Genomic DNA, 21,684 nt, shown 5'->3' with positions numbered 1-21,684 from the left:
CCTTGCGTTTTATTTTAAATTCTCCTCAAGCATGTCAAAGATATCTCCCATCTCGTCCATTTCAAGGTCTTCGGCGCTGAAGTCGCTTGGTGTGAATTCCTTGTCTTCTTTTTCCGTGCAATGGCGGATTAGCATCAGGAGGTTTTCTTTAAACCGTTCCATTTGCTCCTCGACTGTAGCTCTTTCAAACTCCTTCTCATTGTAGGAGCAGGAAAGCACAAACCGGCCGTTTCTGATCATGCCGCTGAAGCTTAATGCGTACAGCGCCTCTGATTCTCCGCTTACTTGGCGCCCCATATCGAAAGCGGACGGTTCAAAGAAATCGGTTTTGACTTCACTGTCGAATTGGCCCAAATAGTTGAAGCTGATCTCCGGTGTGAAGCCCTTTGTTTCCGCTGTTTCTGTGAAATAACGAAGAATGCCGTAGCCAACACCTTTGCCGGGAATGCGGCGCAGGTTTTCTTTGACTGTTTTGATCACAGCCGAGGCATCTGCGTCAGATATGTCGAGCACAACAGGGTATTGTGCCGTAAACCAGCCGACCGTTCTGGAGATATTCACATTCGGGATAATGTCCTCCCGGCCGTGTCCCTCAAGGTTAATGCCAATTTTGGCACCCTTTGTCCATTCTTTCATTGTCAAACCGAGCGCGCTGAGAAGAATATCGTTGATTTCAGTTCCATATGGCTGATGAACATCTGTTAAAAGATGCTTAGTGTCTTCTTCCGTTAATTCACATAGGACAGATGATGTATCCTTGACGATCCGCTGCTCTGTTTTACAATCCTTCGGTAAAAGAGAAACCTGTTCAGCGGCAATTTGCGACCAGTATTCAGCCTGCTGTAAAAGATGCGCTGATTGGCTGAATGCCGCCAGTTCTTCCGCCCAATCCTTGAAGGAGTTTGTTTTTTGCGGGAAGACAAGGCTCTCTTCTTTCTCAGCCTGCATGTAGCCTGAAGCAAAGTCTTCAAGCAAAATCCGCCATGACACACCGTCGACCACCAGATGGTGTACAGCAATGAGCAGGTGATCCCCAGCTTCTGTGCGATATTGCTCCGCCTTTAGAAGCGGCCCGTTTTGCAGATCGAGACTGCTCTGCAGCTTGTTCGCGAGAATTTTAATCTGGCTTCTCAGCATCTCTTCATCGGAGCCGTACAGATCCACGATTTCGAAGCTGACCTTGCTCTCACTGATCGGTTGATACGCCTGAACGATGTCCCCGTTTTCCTCACGATAGACCATGCGGAGCGCGTCATGATGCTCGATCAGCGCCTGCAATGTTTTCTCCACCCGTTCAGGATCAAAGCCCTTCTTGGCGTGAAGCATCACAGATTGGTTCCAGTGGTGCTTGTTCGTGAAGTTCTTTTCAAAGAACCAGCGCTGGATCGGCGTCAGGATGACTTCGCCCTCTACCGGGCCTTGGTCTGCCTGTTTGCCTTCGGCACGCTCTACATATTGGGTAAGCTCTTCGATCGTCGGATGCTGGAAGAGATCTTTCATTTCCAGCTTCCAGCCGTGCTGATTCAAGCGGCTCGCCATTTGAATTCCTTTGATGGAATCTCCGCCAAGCGAGAAGAAATTGTCGGTGACACCGACTTCAGACATTCCAAGCACGTCCTGCCAGATGCCGGCAAGCAGTTCTTCCATGTCGGTCGTTGGCGCTTTGTATTCTCCGCTTCCCGCTTCGATGTCCGGCTCAGGCAAGGCTTTGCGGTCCACCTTGCCGTTTGCCGTAACCGGAAGCTCGTCCAGCGTCACCCAGAACGCCGGGATCATGTAATCCGGCAGGGTTTCCTTCAGTGCTGATTTCAGTGCTTCTATGTCAGCTGTTTCCGGTGTGACATACGCCGCGATTGCTGTATTGCCGCCTTTATCTTTGACAGCCGTCACCGCCGCATCCTGCACCTCAGAAAGCTGGGCGAGCTGGACTTCAATTTCTGAGAGCTCGATCCGGTAGCCGCGGACCTTGACCTGCTGGTCGATCCGGCCGATGTATTCGATGCCGCCGTTCACCCACTTCACCAAGTCGCCGGTGCGGTACATGCGTTCACCCGGCACAAACGGATCAGCGACAAACCGCTTCGCGGTTTCGTCTTCTCGATTCAGATAGCCTCGCGCTAATCCGCGTCCCGCCACACAAAGCTCTCCGGCTACGCCTTCCGGCTGCACCTGATTGCCCTCTCCGAGAATGTATACTCTCGTATTGGCAATGGCCCTTCCGATGGAAAGCGAGCCTTCCTCCGGATGGATTTCTGCGCTTGTGGCAACGACCGTATTTTCTGTCGGCCCGTAGTTGTTGACGAGTGTGTACGGCTTTTTCACTGCGCGCTTCAGCTTGTCTCCTCCAGTGAGCAATACGCGAAGTGATGTGTTCTCAAGCTCCATGAACTGTTCCGCAAGCTGTGTCGGCAGGAACGTGATCGTTACGCCGTTCGTTTCGAAGTAATCGTTCAGGCGGACGATATCGAGTCGAATCGCTTCATCAATGACGTGAAGCTCGGCGCCGATCGTCCAGGCCGGGAACATCTCCCAAATGGAAGCGTCGAACCCGAAGCCCGCGTACTTCGCACTGCGGTCCTCCGCTGTCATGCTGAACGCGTCGTGGTGCCAGAAGCACAGGTTCACAAGCGCATGGTGCTCGACCATGACACCCTTCGGCTGTCCGGTCGTTCCAGACGTGTAAATCATGTACGCCAAGTTCTCCGCAGTTACAGCCGTCTCTGGATTTCCCTCGTCGTTTTCATCAAGCGGCAGGCTTAGAATCGTGCGGCTTCCGTCGAGAAGAATGACATCTCCCGTAAAGCTGTCCGGCACTGAAATGCCTTCCTGTTTCAAGAGAAGCTTCGCGCCGCTGTCCTGTAAAATATACTCAATCCGCTGATCCGGGTAGTCAGGATCAATCGGCACAAACGCCGCTCCGGCTTTCAAGACGCCGAGCACCGCGGCGGACATTTCAAGCGACGGCTTCGTGAGAATGCCGACGCGGTCATCGGGGCTGATGCCGCAGTCCATCAGAATCCGCGCGAGACGGTTTGCCTTCGCATTCAGCTCGCCGTACGTCCAAGACTGGCCGTTGTATGTGACAGCCGGACAGTCTTTGTGGCGCTGGACAGTCTCTTCGAATAGCTGATGAACCGTTTTGTCTGTCGGCACAGGCAGCGCTTTGCCCTTCCATGCCTCAAGAAGCGCTTGCTTTTCTGTCTCGGTGACCAGTGACAGGCTGGAAAGCGGCTGGTTCGGGTTATCCGCAACAGCCTTTAGTAGCCGCAGAACGTATTCGCTCCATTTTTCAGCTGTTTCTTTCGCGAACAGATCTGTCGCATATTCGAGCTGCAAGCCAATGCCATTTTCATCAGTAAATCCGCCCAGTGTCAGATCAAACTTAGAAGTTCCCTGATGAGCCTCATAAGGTGAAATGCTCAGATTTTGCAATGTAAGCTGTTCTTTATCAGGGTTTTCTGTCGTCACCATCACATTAAACAATGGGTTTCGGCTCATATCCCGAGGGAGATCAAGCTGATTAACCAGATCTTCAAACGGATACTCCTGATGCTCAAGCGCTGACAGGCTCGTCTGCTTTGCTTGCTCCAAAAGCTCCGCAAATGTTTGCTGTTCTTTCGCTTCCATTCTCAGGGCAAGTGTATTGACGAACATTCCCGGCATGTCCTGAACATCAGCATTCGTCCGGCCGGCAGTAACGGAGCCGATGACGATATCCCGCTGTCCGGAAATTTTGCTTAAAAAGACGTGGAAAACAGCATGGAGCACCATGTGCAAGGTCGTTCCGGTTTCGGCAAGCAGTTTTTCTACCGCCTTTGCCGTCTCACTTCCCGTACGGAAACGGATCGTATCTCCTTTAAAGCTTTGCACAGGCGGACGGGCATAATCGAGCGGGAGATCAAGCTCAGGCAGCTCGCCTGAAAGAACTGACATCCAGTACGCCTCATGCTCCTTCATCCGTTCTTTTTGCTCAGCTTCATTTTGCCAAACGGCGAAATCTTTATAATGAAGCGCCGGCTCCGGAAGCTGCTCTCCTTTGTAAAGCAGCGCCAATTCTTTTACAAAGATGCCTCTTGAGACGCCGTCTGCGATGATATGATGCATATCTAAAAGCAGCAAATGTTTTTTCGCTTCTATTCGAAGCAAAGCTGCGCGAATGAGCGGTGCGTCGTTTAAGTCGAATGGCCGGATAAATTCCTTAATCTTTTGGTCCGCTTCGTCTTCTTTGGCTTCAAACACATGAAGATCAACCTCCGCCTTCTCAATGATGCACTGAACAGGCTCACCATTAGCTTCCATAAATGACGTCCGCAATGATTCGTGACGGTTCACAAGCTGATTGAGTGAGTCGCGCAGGCGCGAAATATCAAGCTCTCCTTCCATTAGAAGAACAGATGGCATGTTGTAGCTTATCGTCTGGCGGTCAAGCTGATTGAGCACGTACATTCGTTTCTGTGCGGATGACAATGGATACATATCCTGCTTGTCAGCCGGTTTGAGTACTTGATGGCCGCCTGAAACAGCAGACGCCTCCATATAAGCCGCCAGCTGGCGAACTGTCGGCTGCTCGAACAGTGCTTTAAGCGGTACGCTTTTCTCCAATTCCGCCTGAATGTTGGCAATCAGCATCATCCCTTTTAATGAATGGCCGCCTAAATCGAAAAAATTGTCATCAATGCCGATGGCTTCTATGCCAAGCGTTTTCTGCCAAATGCGGCATAAACTTTCTTCAAGCGCTGTCTCCGGTGCGGCCAAGGCCTTGCCTCCGGATTGTGCCGCGTTAGGCTTCGGCAGAGCGTTTCTGTCGGTTTTTCCGTTTGCCGTCAGCGGAATCGCGTCAACCTGCACAAAGAAAGCAGGAATCATATGAGACGGCAGTGTTAGGGAAAGCTGGTACCGGAGCTCTGCTTTTTCAATATCTTGATCCGACGTATAATACGCGCAAAGCTCTTGAAGACCGCCCTCGGAAACCGCTAGTACAACCGCTTCTTGAATTCCGCTGAGGCTGAGCATGACCGTTTCAATTTCTTTCGGCTCAATGCGGTAGCCTCGGATTTTCACCTGATCATCAGCCCGGCCGATAAATGCAAGCGTACCGTCAGAAAGTCTTCGTACGACATCTCCGGTTTTGTACATGAGGCTTCCCGGCGAATATGGATTTTCTACAAATCTCTCGGCTGTCAGCTGAGGCCTGTTGAGATACCCTCTCGCGAGCCCCTGTCCCGTGATATAGAGCTGTCCGCTCGCTCCAGGCGGCACAAGCTTCAATGCTTCATTTAAGACAAGCGCACCGGCATTCGCAATCGGGCGTCCGATTGTCGGGCGTTTCGCAAATGCATCCGGCTCAGACAGATCAACCCGCCCGGCGATGGCGCCGATCGTTGCTTCTGTCGGGCCGTAGTGATTGATAAATTCGGTATGTCCATACATCTTACGGAAGGCGATAACATCAGTCGGGATGATTTTTTCTCCTCCCAAGACGATCAAGCGCAAGGATTCAAAGTTCGCATCTTTTGCAAAACTGGCGGTGTTCACTATTGTATGGAACAGAGACGGTGTCAGCTTGATATAAGTGATCCCATGCTCCTTGATATAGTGCGCTATTTCATCCGGCGCCGTATAGGTTTCCTTCTGGACGATATGGAGCTCGCCCCCGCCCAGAAGTACAGGGAACATGCTCGTATAGCCAAGGTCAAATGCGTAAGATGAAAGCAATACAGTCTTATCATTTTCCGTCAGGCCCGCCTCTTCACTAAACCAAGAGACATAGTTTGTCAGATTGCGATGCTCAATCTGCACGCCCTTTGGCTTTCCGGTCGTACCGGACGTATAAATGACGTATGCAAGATTGCGAGACCCGGAAATGGATGATGGGCGCTCCTTGCTTTCATTTCTCCATTTACCGTCATCAAGGCTGACAATTATCCCTTCATATTGCCCAATAGCCGTCATGTTTCTTTCATTCACGACCGCAAATTTTGCTCCGCTGTCCTCTAATGAATAACGGATTCGTTCTTCAGGTGTATCAGGATCAATCGGAAGGAAAGCTGCCCCCGCCTTCATGACACCGAGAATGGATACCATGACTTCAGCTGACCGGTCCATAACAATCGCGACGATGTCTTCATTTCCGGCCCCTTGGGCACGAAGATGATGCGCCAGCTGGTTCGCCTGTTCATCAAGCTCGCGATAGGTCAGCAGATTTCCGCCAGCCTTCACCGCAGGATGGTCAGGTGTTTGCTGGGCCTGTTTTTCAAAAAGAGCAGCAAAGGTTGCTTCGGTAATTTGAGTCATATGTCTTTCTTCTAGCAAAGCAGCCGTTTCTGCAGATGAAAGCAGATCTACATCAGACAGCCGAACGTTCGGATTAGCCGCGGCCGCTTTGATGATATTGACAAAGTGGCGGCTCCAGCGGCGGATCGTCTCGTCCTTAAACAAGGCAGTCGCATAGTCAAAGCTTAGGCCGATATCCTCTTCACGCTCGACCGCTTCCAAGGAAAGATCAAATTTCGCAACATGATGAAGCATGGAATACGAGGAAATCTTCAAATCTCCTAATCTTAATGAAGGAATCTCCATATTTTGCATGTTGAACATCACGCTGAACAGCGGACTTCTGCTTGTATCCCTTGTAAGCGGAAGCTTTTCAATCAGCTCCTCAAGCGGATAGCTCTGGTGCTCGAATGCTTGAAGGCTGGCTGTTTTGACCTCTTCAAGAAATTGCGCGAAGGTTTTATCTCCCGCTGGTGCCGTTCTGAGTGCGACCGTGTTGACAAACATACCCGGCACACCTTGCAGATCAGGATGTGTTCTGCCAGCTGTCGGCGAGCCGACAATGATATCATCCTGTGACGCGTACTTGGAAAGGAGTACATTGAACGCCGCCAGCAAAAACATGTACATTGTCGTATCTGTTTCTGCCATGAGCGATTTGATTTGAGCCGTGATTTGCTTATCAAGCCCAAACATCACGCGCTCTCCCGCAAAGCTCCGTTCAGCAGGCCGCTCGAAATCCGCGGGAAGATCCAGTATTGGCAGTTCGCCTTTAAAGACATCGAGCCAGTATTCCTCATCTTTTTGATAATTAGTTTGTTCTTTGTGCCAAACTGCGTAATCTTTATAGTGAATTTGTGGCAGTTCCAGATCTGCGCCTTGATATATTTTGGCAAGATCACCGATTAGAATGCCTGTTGAACTTCCGTCAGTAATAATATGATGCATATCAATGAGCAGCAGGTGGCGTTTTTCTTCCAGCTGGACAAGCTTCGAACGGACGAGCGGCGCGCGGTTTAATTCAAACGGCTGAACAAATGCTTTGATTATCTCTTCCGCGTCTTCTTCCCGTCCCTTGGCAGCCTCCAGCTGGAACGATATGTTTTTATGAACGGTTTGCACAACCTCTCCGTCGATCATGTCAAACGATGTACGGAGGATTTCGTGCCGGTTGATTAATTGCTGAATCGCGTTTTCAAGCCGGTCTTTATCTACTTCTCCCTCCAGCAGAAGTACAGCGGGGACGTTGTAGCTTGTGTTTGCTTGTCCAAGCTGATTGAGGATATACATTCTCCGCTGGGCCGGGGATACAGGATAATGCTGCTGATAAGATGCTTGCCTGATCGGTTCAAACGTCTGCTCCTCCTTGCTTTCGTTCTCTTCCAAATACAGTGCCAGTTCTTGAATAGTCGGCTTTTCAAAAAGCACTTTTATCGGAACTTCCTTATGAAAATGCTCTTGAATTTTCGCCGTCATCATCATCGCTTTCAAAGAATGACCGCCGATCATAAAGAAGTTATCGGTAACGCCTGCTCTGACGCCGAGTATTCCTTCCCAGATCTCCGCTAATTTCTTTTCACTCTCTGTTTCTGGTGCTGCGTATTCCGGCTGCACGGCTTCTGATTGCGGTGCAGGCAGTTCTTTTTTATTGATTTTCCCGTTTGGCGTGAGCGGCAGGCTGTCCATTTGAATCAGGTGGGCAGGGACCATATAGTCAGGCAAAGACTGAGACAGTGTTTTTCTCAGCTCACTCACAGCCACTTCACGATCCGCCGTGAAGTACGCGCAAATTTCATTTTCATCTGCTTTGTTCTTGCGGATGATCACCGCAGCCTCTGTCACATGCTCAGCCATGTTCAGTTTTGTTTCAATTTCGCCAAGCTCAATTCGGAAGCCGCGCACCTTCACTTGGTTGTCGATTCTGCCTAAAAATTCAATATTGCCGTCCGGCAGCCATCTTGCCAAGTCACCAGTGCGGTAAATTCTCTCACCCGGTCTGAACGGGTCTTCGAGAAATTGCTTCTCCGTCAGCTCAGGGAGATTGACATATCCTCGCGCTACACCGATTCCACCTACGCAAAGCTCACCAGGCGCGCCGATTGGCTGCAGGCATTGCTGCTCATCCATAATATAGGCAGTGGAATTCCCGATCGGCTTCCCGATTGGGATAGAGTCGCCATACTCGCGGTCGATCAGAAAACTGGTTGAAAACGTCGTGTTTTCTGTCGGGCCGTATCCGTTCCACAATGAAAGCGACGGCGATGCCTGTTTTACTTTGCTGACAATATGCGGGACAAGGGCATCTCCGCCGATGATTAAATGGCGCAGTGTGCCGAACATACCCGCATCCTTTGCAGCAAGCTGGTTGAATAAAGGTGATGTCAGCCACATAGTTGTGATGCTTTGCTCACGCAGGAATGCAGCAAATTGTTTCGCATCAAGCAGTGTCTCTTTTTTGACCGGATAAAGCGCTGCGCCATTCAGCAGTGCGCCGAATACCTCAAACGTTCCGGCATCAAAGCTGACTGCCCCTGTTTGCGCCATGCGGTCCTCTTCAGTAACAGGAACGTACCCGGCATTTTTGACGAGGCGCAGAATGCTTTTATGTTCGATCATGACGCCTTTCGGTTTGCCCGTTGAACCGGATGTGTACATGATGTACGCCAAATCAGACGGGGCGGATGGCAGGTTGAGATTGTCAGCTTCGCCATCTTCAATGCCTATGTCCAGTGTAAGAACCGGCACCTGCAGCTGATGTGCCTGCCCTGTATAAGAATTTCCGGTCAAAACCATTCGAACGGAGCTGTCCTCTGCCATGAAACGAAGACGATCCCCCGGAAGCGCTGGATCAAGCGGCACATATGCGGCGCCTGCTTTTAACACAGCCAGCATGCCGACAACGGTTTCTACTGATCGATCGTTCATAATCGCTGCTGTTTCCCCTTTTTGAAGGCCTTGTTCGACAAGCTTTCTCGCCAGACGGTTAGCCGCTGCATTCAGCTCGCGGTACGTCAGCACGGTTCCTTCATATACGACGGCAGTGCTCGCCGGCGTCCGTTTCGCTTGCTCTTCAAACACTTGGTGAACAGCCATTCCTTCAGGGAGTTCGGCTTTCGTGCTGTTAAACACCTCGACAATTTGCCGCTGCTCTTCGTTTCCAACAAGCCCGTACTCACGCACAAAAGCGGCCGGCTGATTGACAGCTGCTTCCATCATGCGGGTAAGGTGCTCCGCTGTCCGTTCGATAAAAGCGGAATCAAAGGCGGCTCCGTTATATTTAATTTTGACGGTCCACGTTTTGCCCGGATACACAATCAGGTTGAAATCGAAGCTCGTTTGTTCAAATGCGCTTTCTACCTTAATCGAAAACCCGAGGCGGTCTTCCATGCTGCCGTTTTCAAGCTCTTGATCAAGCGGATAATTTTCAAACGCGACCAGATGGTTTAAGAGATTGCCATCAAGAGCTGAGCGTTTTTGAATCTCATAGAGCGGCACGTAATCGTAACGCTCTGCCTCTACTGCATGCTGCTGAACAGCTGTGAAAATATCAGCGAATGCAGCATCTCGTTCAACTTTCACCCGCACTGGAATGGTGTTGATAAACAGCCCCGCCATCGTTTCGATTCCGTTGATTTCAGACGGTCGTCCCGAGACGACCGTTCCGAAGATCACATCATCCGTAAAGTTGTATTTGCTGAGAACAATGCCCCAAACGGCCTGAAATAGGTTAGGCCCTGTCACTTGATGGAGATTTGCGGTTTGCTGAATACGGGCAACCAGTGTTTCGTCCCATGTAAATGAATATTCTTTATTGACGTATTCGTCTTTTTTCACAGGCAGGCGGCCCGGGAGCACGCTTGGCTGTTCAAAACCCGCCAAGCGCTCGCTCCAGTAGCTCTCCGCTTCTTCATTGTCCTGTTTTCCAAGCCACTTGATGTAATCGGAATAAGGCTTGCCCTGACTGTTTGCCGGTGTCCTGCCTGCTCTGAGCGCTTCATAGTTTTGGAACAGGCTTTTCATGAGGACACCCATGCTCCAGCCGTCCATCATAATATGATGATTGCTCCAGACAAGATACAGCTGATCTGCAGCAAGGCGGAAAACCGCTACCTTGAACAATATGTCTTTTGCCAGGTTAAAGCCTTGGCGCTGAGCGTCTTGTTTGTAACGCTCAATGTGCTCCTTCTGGCGGTTCTCGTCTGCATGACTGATATCCTCATAATGCACCTTTGTTTTGCGTTCCGCTAACACGACCTGACGCGGTTTTTGCAGCTGCTGATGCACAAATACCGTACGGAGAATATCGTATGACCGAATCAGTTCATTGACGCTTTTCTCAAAGATTTCAAGATCAAAAGCGCCGTGAATCCCAAGCTCTAATTGTGTGAAGTACGAGGAAGAATGCGGATCAAGCATCGCATGATACAGCATTCCCTCCTGCATTGGTGTCAGTGCGTACACCTTTTGAATCGATTTTTTGCTCATATGCCACCTCTATTAGAAAATTTCCATTAATTTATCCAGCTCATCCAGCGTCAAATCGTCGTCACCAAGATCACTCGGGGTCAGTTCCGTACCGTCTTGAGATAGGCAATGTTCAATGATTCTGAGAAGATGCGCTTTAAAGCTGTCACTGAATGTTTGTACTGTTTTTTCATGAAATTCAAGAGAATGATAGGCCAGTGACATCGTCAGTTTTCCGTTTTCGATATATCCGACAACATCCAGCGCATTCGGTTTTTCTGTTTCAGGGCTTAATGACTGTCCTGATGGCAGCTCTGATCTCGTAAACAAACCTGCATCCGACATTTCGTCAAACTGACCTAAATAGTTGAAGCTGACATCCGGCTGAATCGAGAACGCCACATCTTCTTTATGTTCTGGTGCCGTCAAATAGCGCAGAATGCCGTATCCGACTCCCTTATTCGGCACATGTCTGATATCTTCTTTCATTTGCTTCAGCTGGTAGCCCAGGTCATCCGCATGCTTCATATCGAGCACCATTGGGTACATACTTGTAAACCAGCCGACTGTGCGGGAAATGGTCAGGTCTTCTATGATTTCTTCACGTCCGTGCCCCTCTAAATGAACATTTACTCGATCCTGACCCGTCCACTCCTTCATTGCCAATCCGAATGCCGTCAGCAAAATATCATTCATTTCTGTGTGATATGCCTCATGCACCTTTGTGGTGAGCTGTTCTGTCTCTTCAGCAGTCAGCGAGAATTCAATTGTCTTTGTATGTTTCATTCGCTGATCACCAGATTCGCGGTCTTTCGGAAGCTTTGCCGCAACAGCTTGTTCTTCAAGCTGTCTCCAATACTCTTTTTCTTTCAAAAAGGCTTTGGAGTTCGCGAAGTCTTGCAATCTCTCTGCATACTCTGCAAATGAATGTGTTTTCTGCGGGAGAACCGGTTCATTGCCTTGCTCAAGCTGTGTATATACTGCGGCGAAATCCTCCAGTAAAATCCGCCACGACACGCCGTCAACCACTAAGTGGTGAATGGCAAGAAGCAAGTGGTCTCCGTCTTCCGCTTGGAACAAGCCTGCTTTTAACAAGCCGCCTTCCTGCAAGTCGATGCTGCTTTGCAAACGCTCCGCTTCTCTCTCTATACGGTCTTCGTAATCTGCAGCTTGGCCCTCAATCTGGATGACCTCCAATTGAGCGGAAGCAGCTTCAAGACCTCTGTTGTATTGAATGACGTCTTCCTGTCCCTCACGGTAGACCATACGGAGCGCGTCATGATGCTCGATCAGCGCCTGCAATGTTTTCTCCACCCGTTCAGGATCAAAGCCCTTCTTGGCGTGAAGCATCACAGATTGGTTCCAGTGGTGCTTGTTCGTGAAGTTCTTTTCAAAGAACCAGCGCTGGATCGGCGTCAGGATGACTTCGCCCTCTACCGGGCCTTGGTCTGCCTGTTTGCCTTCGGCACGCTCTACATATTGGGTAAGCTCTTCGATCGTCGGATGCTGGAAGAGATCTTTCATTTCCAGCTTCCAGCCGTGCTGATTCAAGCGGCTCGCCATTTGAATTCCTTTGATGGAATCTCCGCCAAGCGAGAAGAAATTGTCGGTGACACCGACTTCAGACATTCCAAGCACGTCCTGCCAGATGCCGGCAAGCAGTTCTTCCATGTCGGTCGTTGGCGCTTTGTATTCTCCGCTTCCCGCTTCGATGTCCGGCTCAGGCAAGGCTTTGCGGTCCACCTTGCCGTTTGCCGTAACCGGAAGCTCGTCCAGCGTCACCCAGAACGCCGGGATCATGTAATCCGGCAGGGTTTCCTTCAGTGCTGATTTCAGTGCTTCTATGTCAGCTGTTTCCGGTGTGACATACGCCGCGATTGCTGTATTGCCGCCTTTATCTTTGACAGCCGTCACCGCCGCATCCTGCACCTCAGAAAGCTGGGCGAGCTGGACTTCAATTTCTGAGAGCTCGATCCGGTAGCCGCGGACCTTGACCTGCTGGTCGATCCGGCCGATGTATTCGATGCCGCCGTTCACCCACTTCACCAAGTCGCCGGTGCGGTACATGCGTTCACCCGGCACAAACGGATCAGCGACAAACCGCTTCGCGGTTTCGTCTTCTCGATTCAGATAGCCTCGCGCTAATCCGCGTCCCGCCACACAAAGCTCTCCGGCTACGCCTTCCGGCTGCACCTGATTGCCCTCTCCGAGAATGTATACTCTCGTATTGGCAATGGCCCTTCCGATGGAAAGCGAGCCTTCCTCCGGATGGATTTCTGCGCTTGTGGCAACGACCGTATTTTCTGTCGGCCCGTAGTTGTTGACGAGTGTGTACGGCTTTTTCACTGCGCGCTTCAGCTTGTCTCCTCCAGTAAGCAATACGCGAAGTGATGTGTTCTCAAGCTCCATGAACTGTTCCGCAAGCTGTGTCGGCAGGAACGTGATCGTTACGCCGTTCGTTTCGAAGTAATCGTTCAGGCGGACGATATCGAGTCGAATCGCTTCATCAATGACGTGAAGCTCGGCACCGATCGTCCAGGTCGGGAACATCTCCCAAATGGAAGCGTCGAACCCAAAGCCCGCGTACTTCGCACTGCGGTCCTCCGCTGTCATGCTGAACGCGTCATGGTGCCAGAAGCACAGGTTCACAAGCGCATGGTGCTCGACCATGACACCCTTCGGCTGTCCGGTCGTTCCAGACGTGTAAATCATGTACGCCAAGTTCTCCGCGGTTACAGCGGTTTCTGGATTTCCCTCGTCGTTTTCATCAAGCGGCAGGCTTAGAATCGTGCGGCTTCCGTCGAGAAGAATGACATCTCCCGTAAAGCTGTCCGGCACTGAAATGCCTTCCTGTTTCAAGAGAAGCTTCGCGCCGCTGTCCTGTAAAATATACTCAATCCGCTGATCCGGGTAGTCAGGATCAATCGGCACAAACGCCGCTCCGGCTTTCAAGACGCCGAGCACCGCGGCGGACATTTCAAGCGACGGCTTCGTGAGAATGCCGACGCGGTCATCCGGACTGATGCCGCAGTCCATCAGAATCCGCGCGAGACGATTCGCCTTCGCATTCAGCTCGCCGTACGTCCAAGACTGGCCGTTGTATGTGACAGCCGGGCGGTCTTTGTGGCGCTGGACAGTCTCTTCGAATAGCTGATGAACCGTTTTGTCTGTCGGCACAGGCAGCGCTTTACCCTTCCATGCCTCAAGAAGCGCTTGCTTTTCTGTCTCGGTGACCAGTGACAGGCTGGAAAGCGGCTGGTTCGGGTTCCCAGTAACTGCATCTAAAAGCTTCATCCAATATTGCTTCCATCGTTCAATCGTTTCCTGCTTAAACAGAGCTGTATTGTATTCGAGTACGAATGTAAGCCCTCCGTCGGTTTCGTCAGCCGTCAGCGTGAGGTCAAACTTGGCTGTTTTCCGTTCAAACGGATGCGGCTCAAGCTGAATCCCTTTCATTGTTAAATCCTTTATATTCGCATTTTGCATTGAAAAAACTGCATCGAATAACGGATTTCTGCTTGTGTCACGCTGAACCTGAACATTTCCGATCAAGTCCTCAAGCGGGTAATCTTGCGCATCAAAAGCGCTGAGTGCCGTTTCTTTCACTTCGTTAAGATAGTTGGCAAATGTCTTTTTACCCTTCGGATACGTGCGCAGCGCCAATGTATTGACGAACATTCCGATGACGCGGCTGACGTCCGCTTGAGATCGTCCGGCGACAGGTGAACCGACGATGATATCGTCTTGCCCGCTCAATTTTGATAAAAATGCACTGTATGAAGCCAGAAGCACCATGTAAAGCGTGGAATCCGTTTCTTTTGCAAGCCTGCGCAGAGCATCAGCTTTGCCTGCATCTAATGAAAATGCAATGCGGTCTCCCTCAAATGTTTGAACGGCAGGACGACTGTAGTCAGCCGGAAGCGTCAGCACCGGCAGCTCTCCATCCAGCTCCTTCAGCCAATGCTCCTCTTGCTTCTTGTAAAGTTCAGACTGAATGAACTGCTGCTGCCACACGGCATAATCCTTATATTGAATATGGAGCGGCTCAAGGGTTTCTCCGTCGTACAGCTTTGAAAGCTCCTCAATCAGCACACCGACAGATGCACCGTCAGAAATAATATGATGCATATCGAACAGCAGCACATGCTCAGTGTCTGAATGCTTGATCAGCCCTATTCTGAACAGTGGAAGTTGGTCGATTTTGAAAGGCTTAATAAACTCAGAAACGATCCGCTCTGTCTCTTCTTCCGGGGCTTCGAAATAGGCCATCTCACACTCAGCCTCTTCCCAGATCCGCTGCACCGTTTCTCCATCTTTTATTTCAAACGTGGTTCTCAAGGCTTCATGACGCTGCATTAACTGCTGCATGACGCTGTTAAGCCTTTCAATATCAAGCTCACCTGTCAGGCGCAGAACCGCCGGCATGTTATAGCTCGTTTGCGCCTCCTCAAGCTGTTGAAGCACGTACATCCGTTTTTGCGGTGAAGAAACAGGATACGTATCTTGTTTCTCTGCCGGGCTGATACTTGCGGCTGTCCCTTTTTCAGCTGAGGCAATCACCTGTGCCAAGCCCTCAACCGTCGGTGACTGGAAGAGATCCTTGAGTGACAGCTCAACGCCCAGTTCCTGATGAACCAAGGCAAGCATCTTCATGCCTGCTAATGAATGTCCGCCAATGTCAAAGAAGTGGTCATAAACGCCGACTTGTTCAGCCTGAAGCACCTGTGCCCAAATGTCTGCGACTTTTTGTTCCGTTTCATTGCGTGGCGCAACATATGAAACACCTCTTGAGACGTTGGCATCAGGAATCGGCAGCGCTCTCCGGTCAATTTTTCCGTTCCCTGTCAGCGGCAGCTCGTCCATTTGGATAAACACCGCAGGAACCATATATGCCGGCAAGTCCTTCGCAGCATGCTCTCTCATCTCTTGTGATGAGATGTCTCCCTCTCCGACATAATAAGCGCAAAGCAGTTTATCTCCCGCTCCTTGATCAACGGCAAGCACAACACTTTCCTGAACACGCTCATGGGTTTGCAGCTGATGTTCGATTTCTCCAAGCTCGATGCGCTGTCCGCGAATCTTCACCTGATGGTCGATTCGCCCGATAAATTCGATGTCGCCATTCGGCAGCCATCTCGCAAGGTCTCCCGTTTTATACATGCGTTCGCCGGATGTAAACGGATGGGGAACAAATTTCTCCTCAGTCAGTTCCGGACGGTTGTAATAGCCTTTCACGAGTCCTTCGCCGCTGACGCAAAGCTCTCCGGCAATCCCGGCAGGCTGCACGTGTCCCGTACGGTCAAGAATGTATACTTCCGTATTGCTGACCGGTTTTCCAATCGGAACAGACAGCGTGTGCTCCTCCAATTCATCAACCGGATGATACGTCGCGAAAACCGTGCTTTCAGACGGTCCATACATGTGAAGGAGCTTGCCCTTTCCAACCGTTTGCAAAGCTTTTCTGACATGCTCAACCGAAGCCCGTTCCCCGCCAAACATAATCTTGCGAAGCGTTGACAAGCACGCCGGATTCAAGTCCACAAGCAAGTGGAACAAAGCGGTTGTAATCATGAGAATGCTGATATTCTCCCGTTCAATGACGCGGGACAGACGAGCCATGTCCAAAACGGTTTCCTTCGGTATCAGCACCAGCTTGGCTCCGTTTAACAAAGATCCGAACATATCGAACATAAACGCGTCAAACACGTAATTGGAAAGACCGAGAATCGTATCCTGTTCTGTAATGCTGAGATAATTCGTTTCCTTCACCGTGCGGAGAATATTGGCATGTGTCACGATATTCCCCTTAGGTGTTCCAGTCGTTCCAGAGGTATACGTCAGGTTGGCCATTGCTTCAGAATCAAGAGGCAGTGCGAGATTGCGCGCATCGGCATGATAGCTCTCTTCCTCATCGGCTAGCACGATAACGCCCTTAAATTCCGCTTCTTCCGCTAAAGCCTTTAATTTCCTCTGAGTGAGAAGCACCTTTGCTCCGCTGTCACGGAAGAAATGCTGCATCCGCTGACTCGGATGTTCCGGATCAATCGGAACATAAGCCGAACCTGATTTTAATACTGCCAAGATCGACACAATCATATCCATTGACCGCTCACATAAGACAGCCGCTGTCCTGCCTTCGCCAGCTCCAAGAGAAAGAATGCCGCGGGCTAAACGATTGGCCCGTTCATTCAGCTCACGATAAGTGAGTGATTCGCCTTCATATTGAAGCGCAGTATGGTCTGGCGTATTCGCCGCTTGCTCCTCAAACAGCTGAACAATTGTTTTATCTTTAGGATAAGGTGTTCTGCCCGGGTTAAACTGCTGAATTTGCGAAGCAGCCGCCTCTTCAGAAAGAAGCTTATACTCAGAAATCGGCTTCTCCGGATCAGCCGCAGCATCTTCAAGCAAACGCGCAAAATGCGTAAGCAGCCTGTTTGCCGTGCTTTGTTTAAACAGCTTTGTGCTGTAATCCAAATCAAGCTCAATGCCTTCATCGGTTTCTCTCGCCTGCACGGTCAAATCAAATTTGGCAATCTTGAAATTGGTCTCATGAACAGACAAGGACAGATCGCCGACAGCCGGAATGCCCTCTGTCGCGTTTTGAAGGCTGAACATCGTGTCAAACAGCGGATGCCTGCTAACATCACGCGGGATGTTCAAATCTTCAACAAGCCACTCAAACGGATAGTCCTGATGAGAAAAGGCATTCAGCACCCGTTTGCGGACACGCGAGATCAATTGGGTAAACGTCTCATCTTGCTTCACCTCACTGCGAATCGCAAGCGTATTGACAAACATCCCGATAATGCCCTCTGTATCGGAGTGATTTCTGCCCGCTGACGGTGTCCCGACAATGATGTCATCCTGCCCCGTATACTTTGACAAAAGCGTATAGTAAGCGGACAGCATCACCATATATAAAGTGGCGCCGTTTTGTTCAGCCAAACGATTGAGGCGATCCTTTACCCCCGCATCCAGCTTGATTGACACCCGATCCCCTTCAAAGCTTTGAACAGGCGGTCTTGGGTAATCGGACAGAAGCTGAAGCACCGGGAGCTCGCCTGCAAAGACTTCCTTCCAATAAGCCTGGTCCTTCTTGTACCCTTCAGCAGCCTGTCTGCTTTGCCATACAGCGTAGTCCTTATACTGGAGACGAAGCTCAGGAAGCTGTTCGCCTTTATAAATGCGTGCTAACTCCTCCAGCATAATGCCAATGGATACACCGTCAGAAATCAAATGGTGCATGTCAAACAGCAGCATATGACGGTTCTCTTCAAGCCCCAGCAAACCGATTCTGAACAGCGGAGCTTTCGCCAAATCAAATGTCCGAACGAATGAAGCCATAATTGCCTCATCTGAGCGGCCGCCTCTTTCAATCATTTCGATGTTGAAATCAACGCTATCGTGAATGTTCTGTCTCGGCGTGCTGTTTTCAAGAACAAATGATGTTCTCAATGACTCGTGGCGTCGGATTAACCCCTGAAATGCGCGCTCCAGTTTTTGAATATCTAAAGGCCCTTCCAGAATTGCTGCCGCAGGCATGTTGTAGCCGACTCCCGCATCCTCGAACTGGCTGACGATATATGTTCGCTGCTGTGCCAATGAAAGCGGGTAATGCTCCTGTTTTTCAGCAGGTTCAATCACCGCAAAAGCTTTGCTTTCTCTGTGATCAGCTTCCTCTGCAAGAGCCGCAATCGTCGGATGCTCAAACAAAAATTGAAGCGGAATCTCAATGCCTGTTTCCTTATGAATCTTTGTTAAAAGGGTCATGGCTTTTAATGAATGTCCGCCAGTTTCAAAGAAATTGTCAAAGATCCCCGCCTTCTCAACGTTCAGCACGTCCTGCCAAATGGCTGCGATTGCTTTTTCAGTCTCATTTCGCGGCGCTGTATAGGCAGTGCCGCTGACAGCCTTCACCTCTAGTGCAAACAGCTTGCGGCGGTCGACTTTGCCGCTTGGCGTAAGCGGAATTTCTGTCACTTCTGTAAAGTAAGCCGGCACCATATAGTCAGGAAGCTGTCTGGCCGCATGCTCCCTTAAGCCGGCTGGCGCAAATTCGCTTCCAGGCTTCTGCACAACATATGCGCAAACCTCAAGATTTCCCTGTTCGTCAGGGCGTGCCAAAACAACGGCTTTTGCAACGTCTGGCGCCTGCTGAATCACGGCTTCAATTTCCCCAAGCTCAATCCGGTATCCGCGGACTTTGACCTGGTCATCCTCTCTGCCTAAATATTCGATTGTTCCATCTGGAAGCCAGCGCACCACGTCCCCGGTCCGGTACATGCGATCGCCCGGCACGAATGGATCTTGTAAAAACTTCTCTTCCGTTAATTCAGGCAAATTCAAATAGCCTCGGCCCACACCGTCTCCCGCGATATAAAGCTCACCCGCCACGCCTTCAGGCTGCAGCCGGCCTTTTTGATCCAAAATATATAAGCGGTTATTCCCCAGCGCTTTCCCGATCGGCACATACGCTGATTGAACTGCATTCTCAGGGATAACCGGATGAACAGACGCGTCAACGCACGTTTCAGTCGGCCCGTACACATTAGTCAAACGCGGCGCTGTGCCGGCTTCTTTAAACAGCTTCAGCAGCTTGTCCGCAACAACAGATGACAGGCCTTCTCCTCCGATCAGCATGTGCTTCAGTTTTAGGCCTTCAAAATCGCCCGCTGCTGCCAGCATTTGCAAATGAGCCGGTGTTCCATCCGTCGCCTCAATGCTGTTTCTCCGATAATATGCAGTAAGGGCGGTCCCGTTCGTCACTGTTTTCTTCGGTACGATATAAAGGGTTTGTCCCAAAAGAAGCGACGCGAAGATCTGCTTCACTGACGCATCAAAGTGGAACGGCGCAAGCAATGCCATCCGCAGGGTTTGGCTGCCGCTTTGGTAAATCGTCTGCTGCAGAGATTCAACCAAATGATGAACCTGGCGATGCTCGATCATAACGCCTTTCGGACGTCCGGTTGTTCCCGATGTGTAAATAATGTAGGCAAGATTCCGCGCGTTTACATCAGCCTCCGTCATATCGTCTGCACCTTCCGCAATTGCCTGATCTAAGTCAATCAGCTCAGCATCGGCTTCAGGCGCTGCAACCTTCGATTCAGTCAGGATGAAGTCCGCCCCGCAGTCCTCCAAAATATATTGAATCCGCTCTGCAGGAAAACCCGGATCAATCGGCACATAGGCTCCGCCGGCTTTTAAAATTCCCATGATAGCTGTAATCATCCGTTCAGAACGTTCAATCAAAACCGCGACAGGACTGTCCGGGCCAACCCCTTTCTGTTTCAGCACATTGGCGATGCGTGCAGATTGCTCATGTAACGTTCGATAGGACAATGTACGATCTTCGAATACAACCGCTGGATGATCTGAAAGCTGCTCAGCCTTTTCTTGGAACAGTTCCAGGATCGTCATGTCCTTACGGTAGCTCACAGATTTACCGCCCGCCCTCGCAAGCAGCTTCTCTTTCTCCGCATCAGAAATCATCGTTAATTCATCAATTGTATGTTCTGGATGCGTTAACGCGTTCTCCAGCATTGTAATCATGCGCTCACAAATCATGTTGATTTCTTCACGTGAAAATAAATCAGTGCGGTAATCAAAATCTATGGTGAGTTTCCCAGTATCCCATCGATCCTTCACATGGATCGAGACATCATTTAATCCGCTGCCGCTGAAAATCGGCTCAGTCAAAAAGGCAAGGTCCTCTTCTTTTTGCCACTGCATCACTTGATATTCAAGAGAAACAGTAAACAGCTTGGTCAGAGAGCTCTTTGTTTCACGCAAATCGTTGATCAGGAGATTATACGGGTACTTTTGGTGGCGGAGTGTCTTCATGAGATCCTTCATCCGGTCTTTGACAAATTCTAAAAACGCCTGCCCGCCGTCAATGTTTGTCCGAAGCGGAACCGTAGAAACAAACATGCCAAGCATCTGCTTCTCTTTCGCATTTGTCCGGTTGCCCATAAAGGTTCCCGTCACAACATCATTCTGGCCGCTGACCCTGTACAAGTAGGCGGCGAGCAACGATTGAAATACCGAAAGAACACTGACTTTATTCGCCTCACAAAACGACAGAATCTGCTGATGAAGCGCTTCAGGCACATCTTTAGAGAACCTCTCAGCATCTAAACTTCCTCCTGCGGAAGCATTCCGTTTCAGGGAAACAAGTTCAGGCACCGATTCAAATTGCTTGTTCCAAAACGCCTTGTCCTTTTCAAATCGCTTCGATTGAGCATAGTCCTGTTCAGATAAAACATGATCGATAAATGAATGCGAGATTCCTTCTTTTTCCTCTGAGCCGCTGGCTAATTCTAAATAAATGTGCATGATCGCATTCCCGAGAATATTCATGGAGATACCATCAGAAATCACGTGATGAACATTTGCGTAAAACCATACTTCATTTTCCTTTATGGTGAACAAGGAAAAACGGAACAAATCACAATCGTACAACGGCAAAGGTTTTTTCGATTCCTCCCGGCTCCATTGTGAAATAAACTCTATCGCATTCGGATCTTCAGTAGTGTCAGTATGTTTTATATCAACAGGCCGATACTCGCTAATATATTGAACAGGCTCCCCGTTTTCATCTAGCCGCAACCGAAGGCGCATGGCGTCATTTCTGCGAATAAACTCTTGAATCGCCTGCTCAACAAGCACATAATCAATCGCATCAGCTGAAACCAGCTTACCAATCCCCGCAAGATTTGAAATGCTCGTGTGAGGATAAAATTTTTCTGTGTACCAAATTCGTTTTTGTGCATCCGTTAAAGGATAAAAAGTTATTTCCATATTTTCATACCTCCCCTAGTCTTCATAAGCAGTGAACTTGTGCAGAGCGTTTTCTCTTTTTTATCCATACCAGCTTTTAATTCTTATGAACTAACAACCGAAATAGCCCAAAGTACTACACTTAAAAAGCAGTGCTTCCAATCTGCCGCT

2 protein-coding genes and 2 pseudogenes are annotated in these 21,684 nt (G+C 49.9%); all 4 read right to left on the bottom strand.

Annotated features, from left to right (window positions below):
• Positions 1–9 precede the first annotated feature (9 nt).
• Positions 10–7,539 (bottom strand): annotated as a pseudogene (srfAB, locus tag NST79_RS02070) (surfactin non-ribosomal peptide synthetase SrfAB); the annotation flags it as partial.
• Positions 7,485–7,625 carry a competence protein ComS gene (comS, locus tag NST79_RS02065; protein ID WP_010886404.1) on the bottom strand — a complete coding sequence of 47 codons (141 nt, stop codon included), beginning with the start codon at positions 7,623–7,625 and terminating at the stop codon, positions 7,485–7,487. The pseudogene srfAB (NST79_RS02070) and the gene comS, both read right to left, overlap by 55 nt.
• A 43-nt stretch (positions 7,626–7,668) precedes the next feature.
• A pseudogene (gene srfAB, locus NST79_RS02060) lies at positions 7,669–10,758 on the bottom strand (surfactin non-ribosomal peptide synthetase SrfAB); the annotation flags it as partial.
• 12 nt (positions 10,759–10,770) lie between these two features.
• Positions 10,771–21,534: a surfactin non-ribosomal peptide synthetase SrfAA gene (srfAA, locus tag NST79_RS02055; RefSeq protein ID WP_339225797.1), complete on the bottom strand. Its 10,764-nt coding sequence runs from the start codon at positions 21,532–21,534 to the stop codon at positions 10,771–10,773.
• Between the last annotated feature and the right edge of the window lie 150 nt (positions 21,535–21,684).

It is taken from the genome of Bacillus sp. PS196 (genome assembly GCF_037963555.1).
Lineage (GTDB): Bacteria > Bacillota > Bacilli > Bacillales > Bacillaceae > Bacillus > Bacillus subtilis.
Note: the sequence above shows the minus strand (reverse complement) of the source record. Positions and strands in the feature narration are given on the sequence as shown.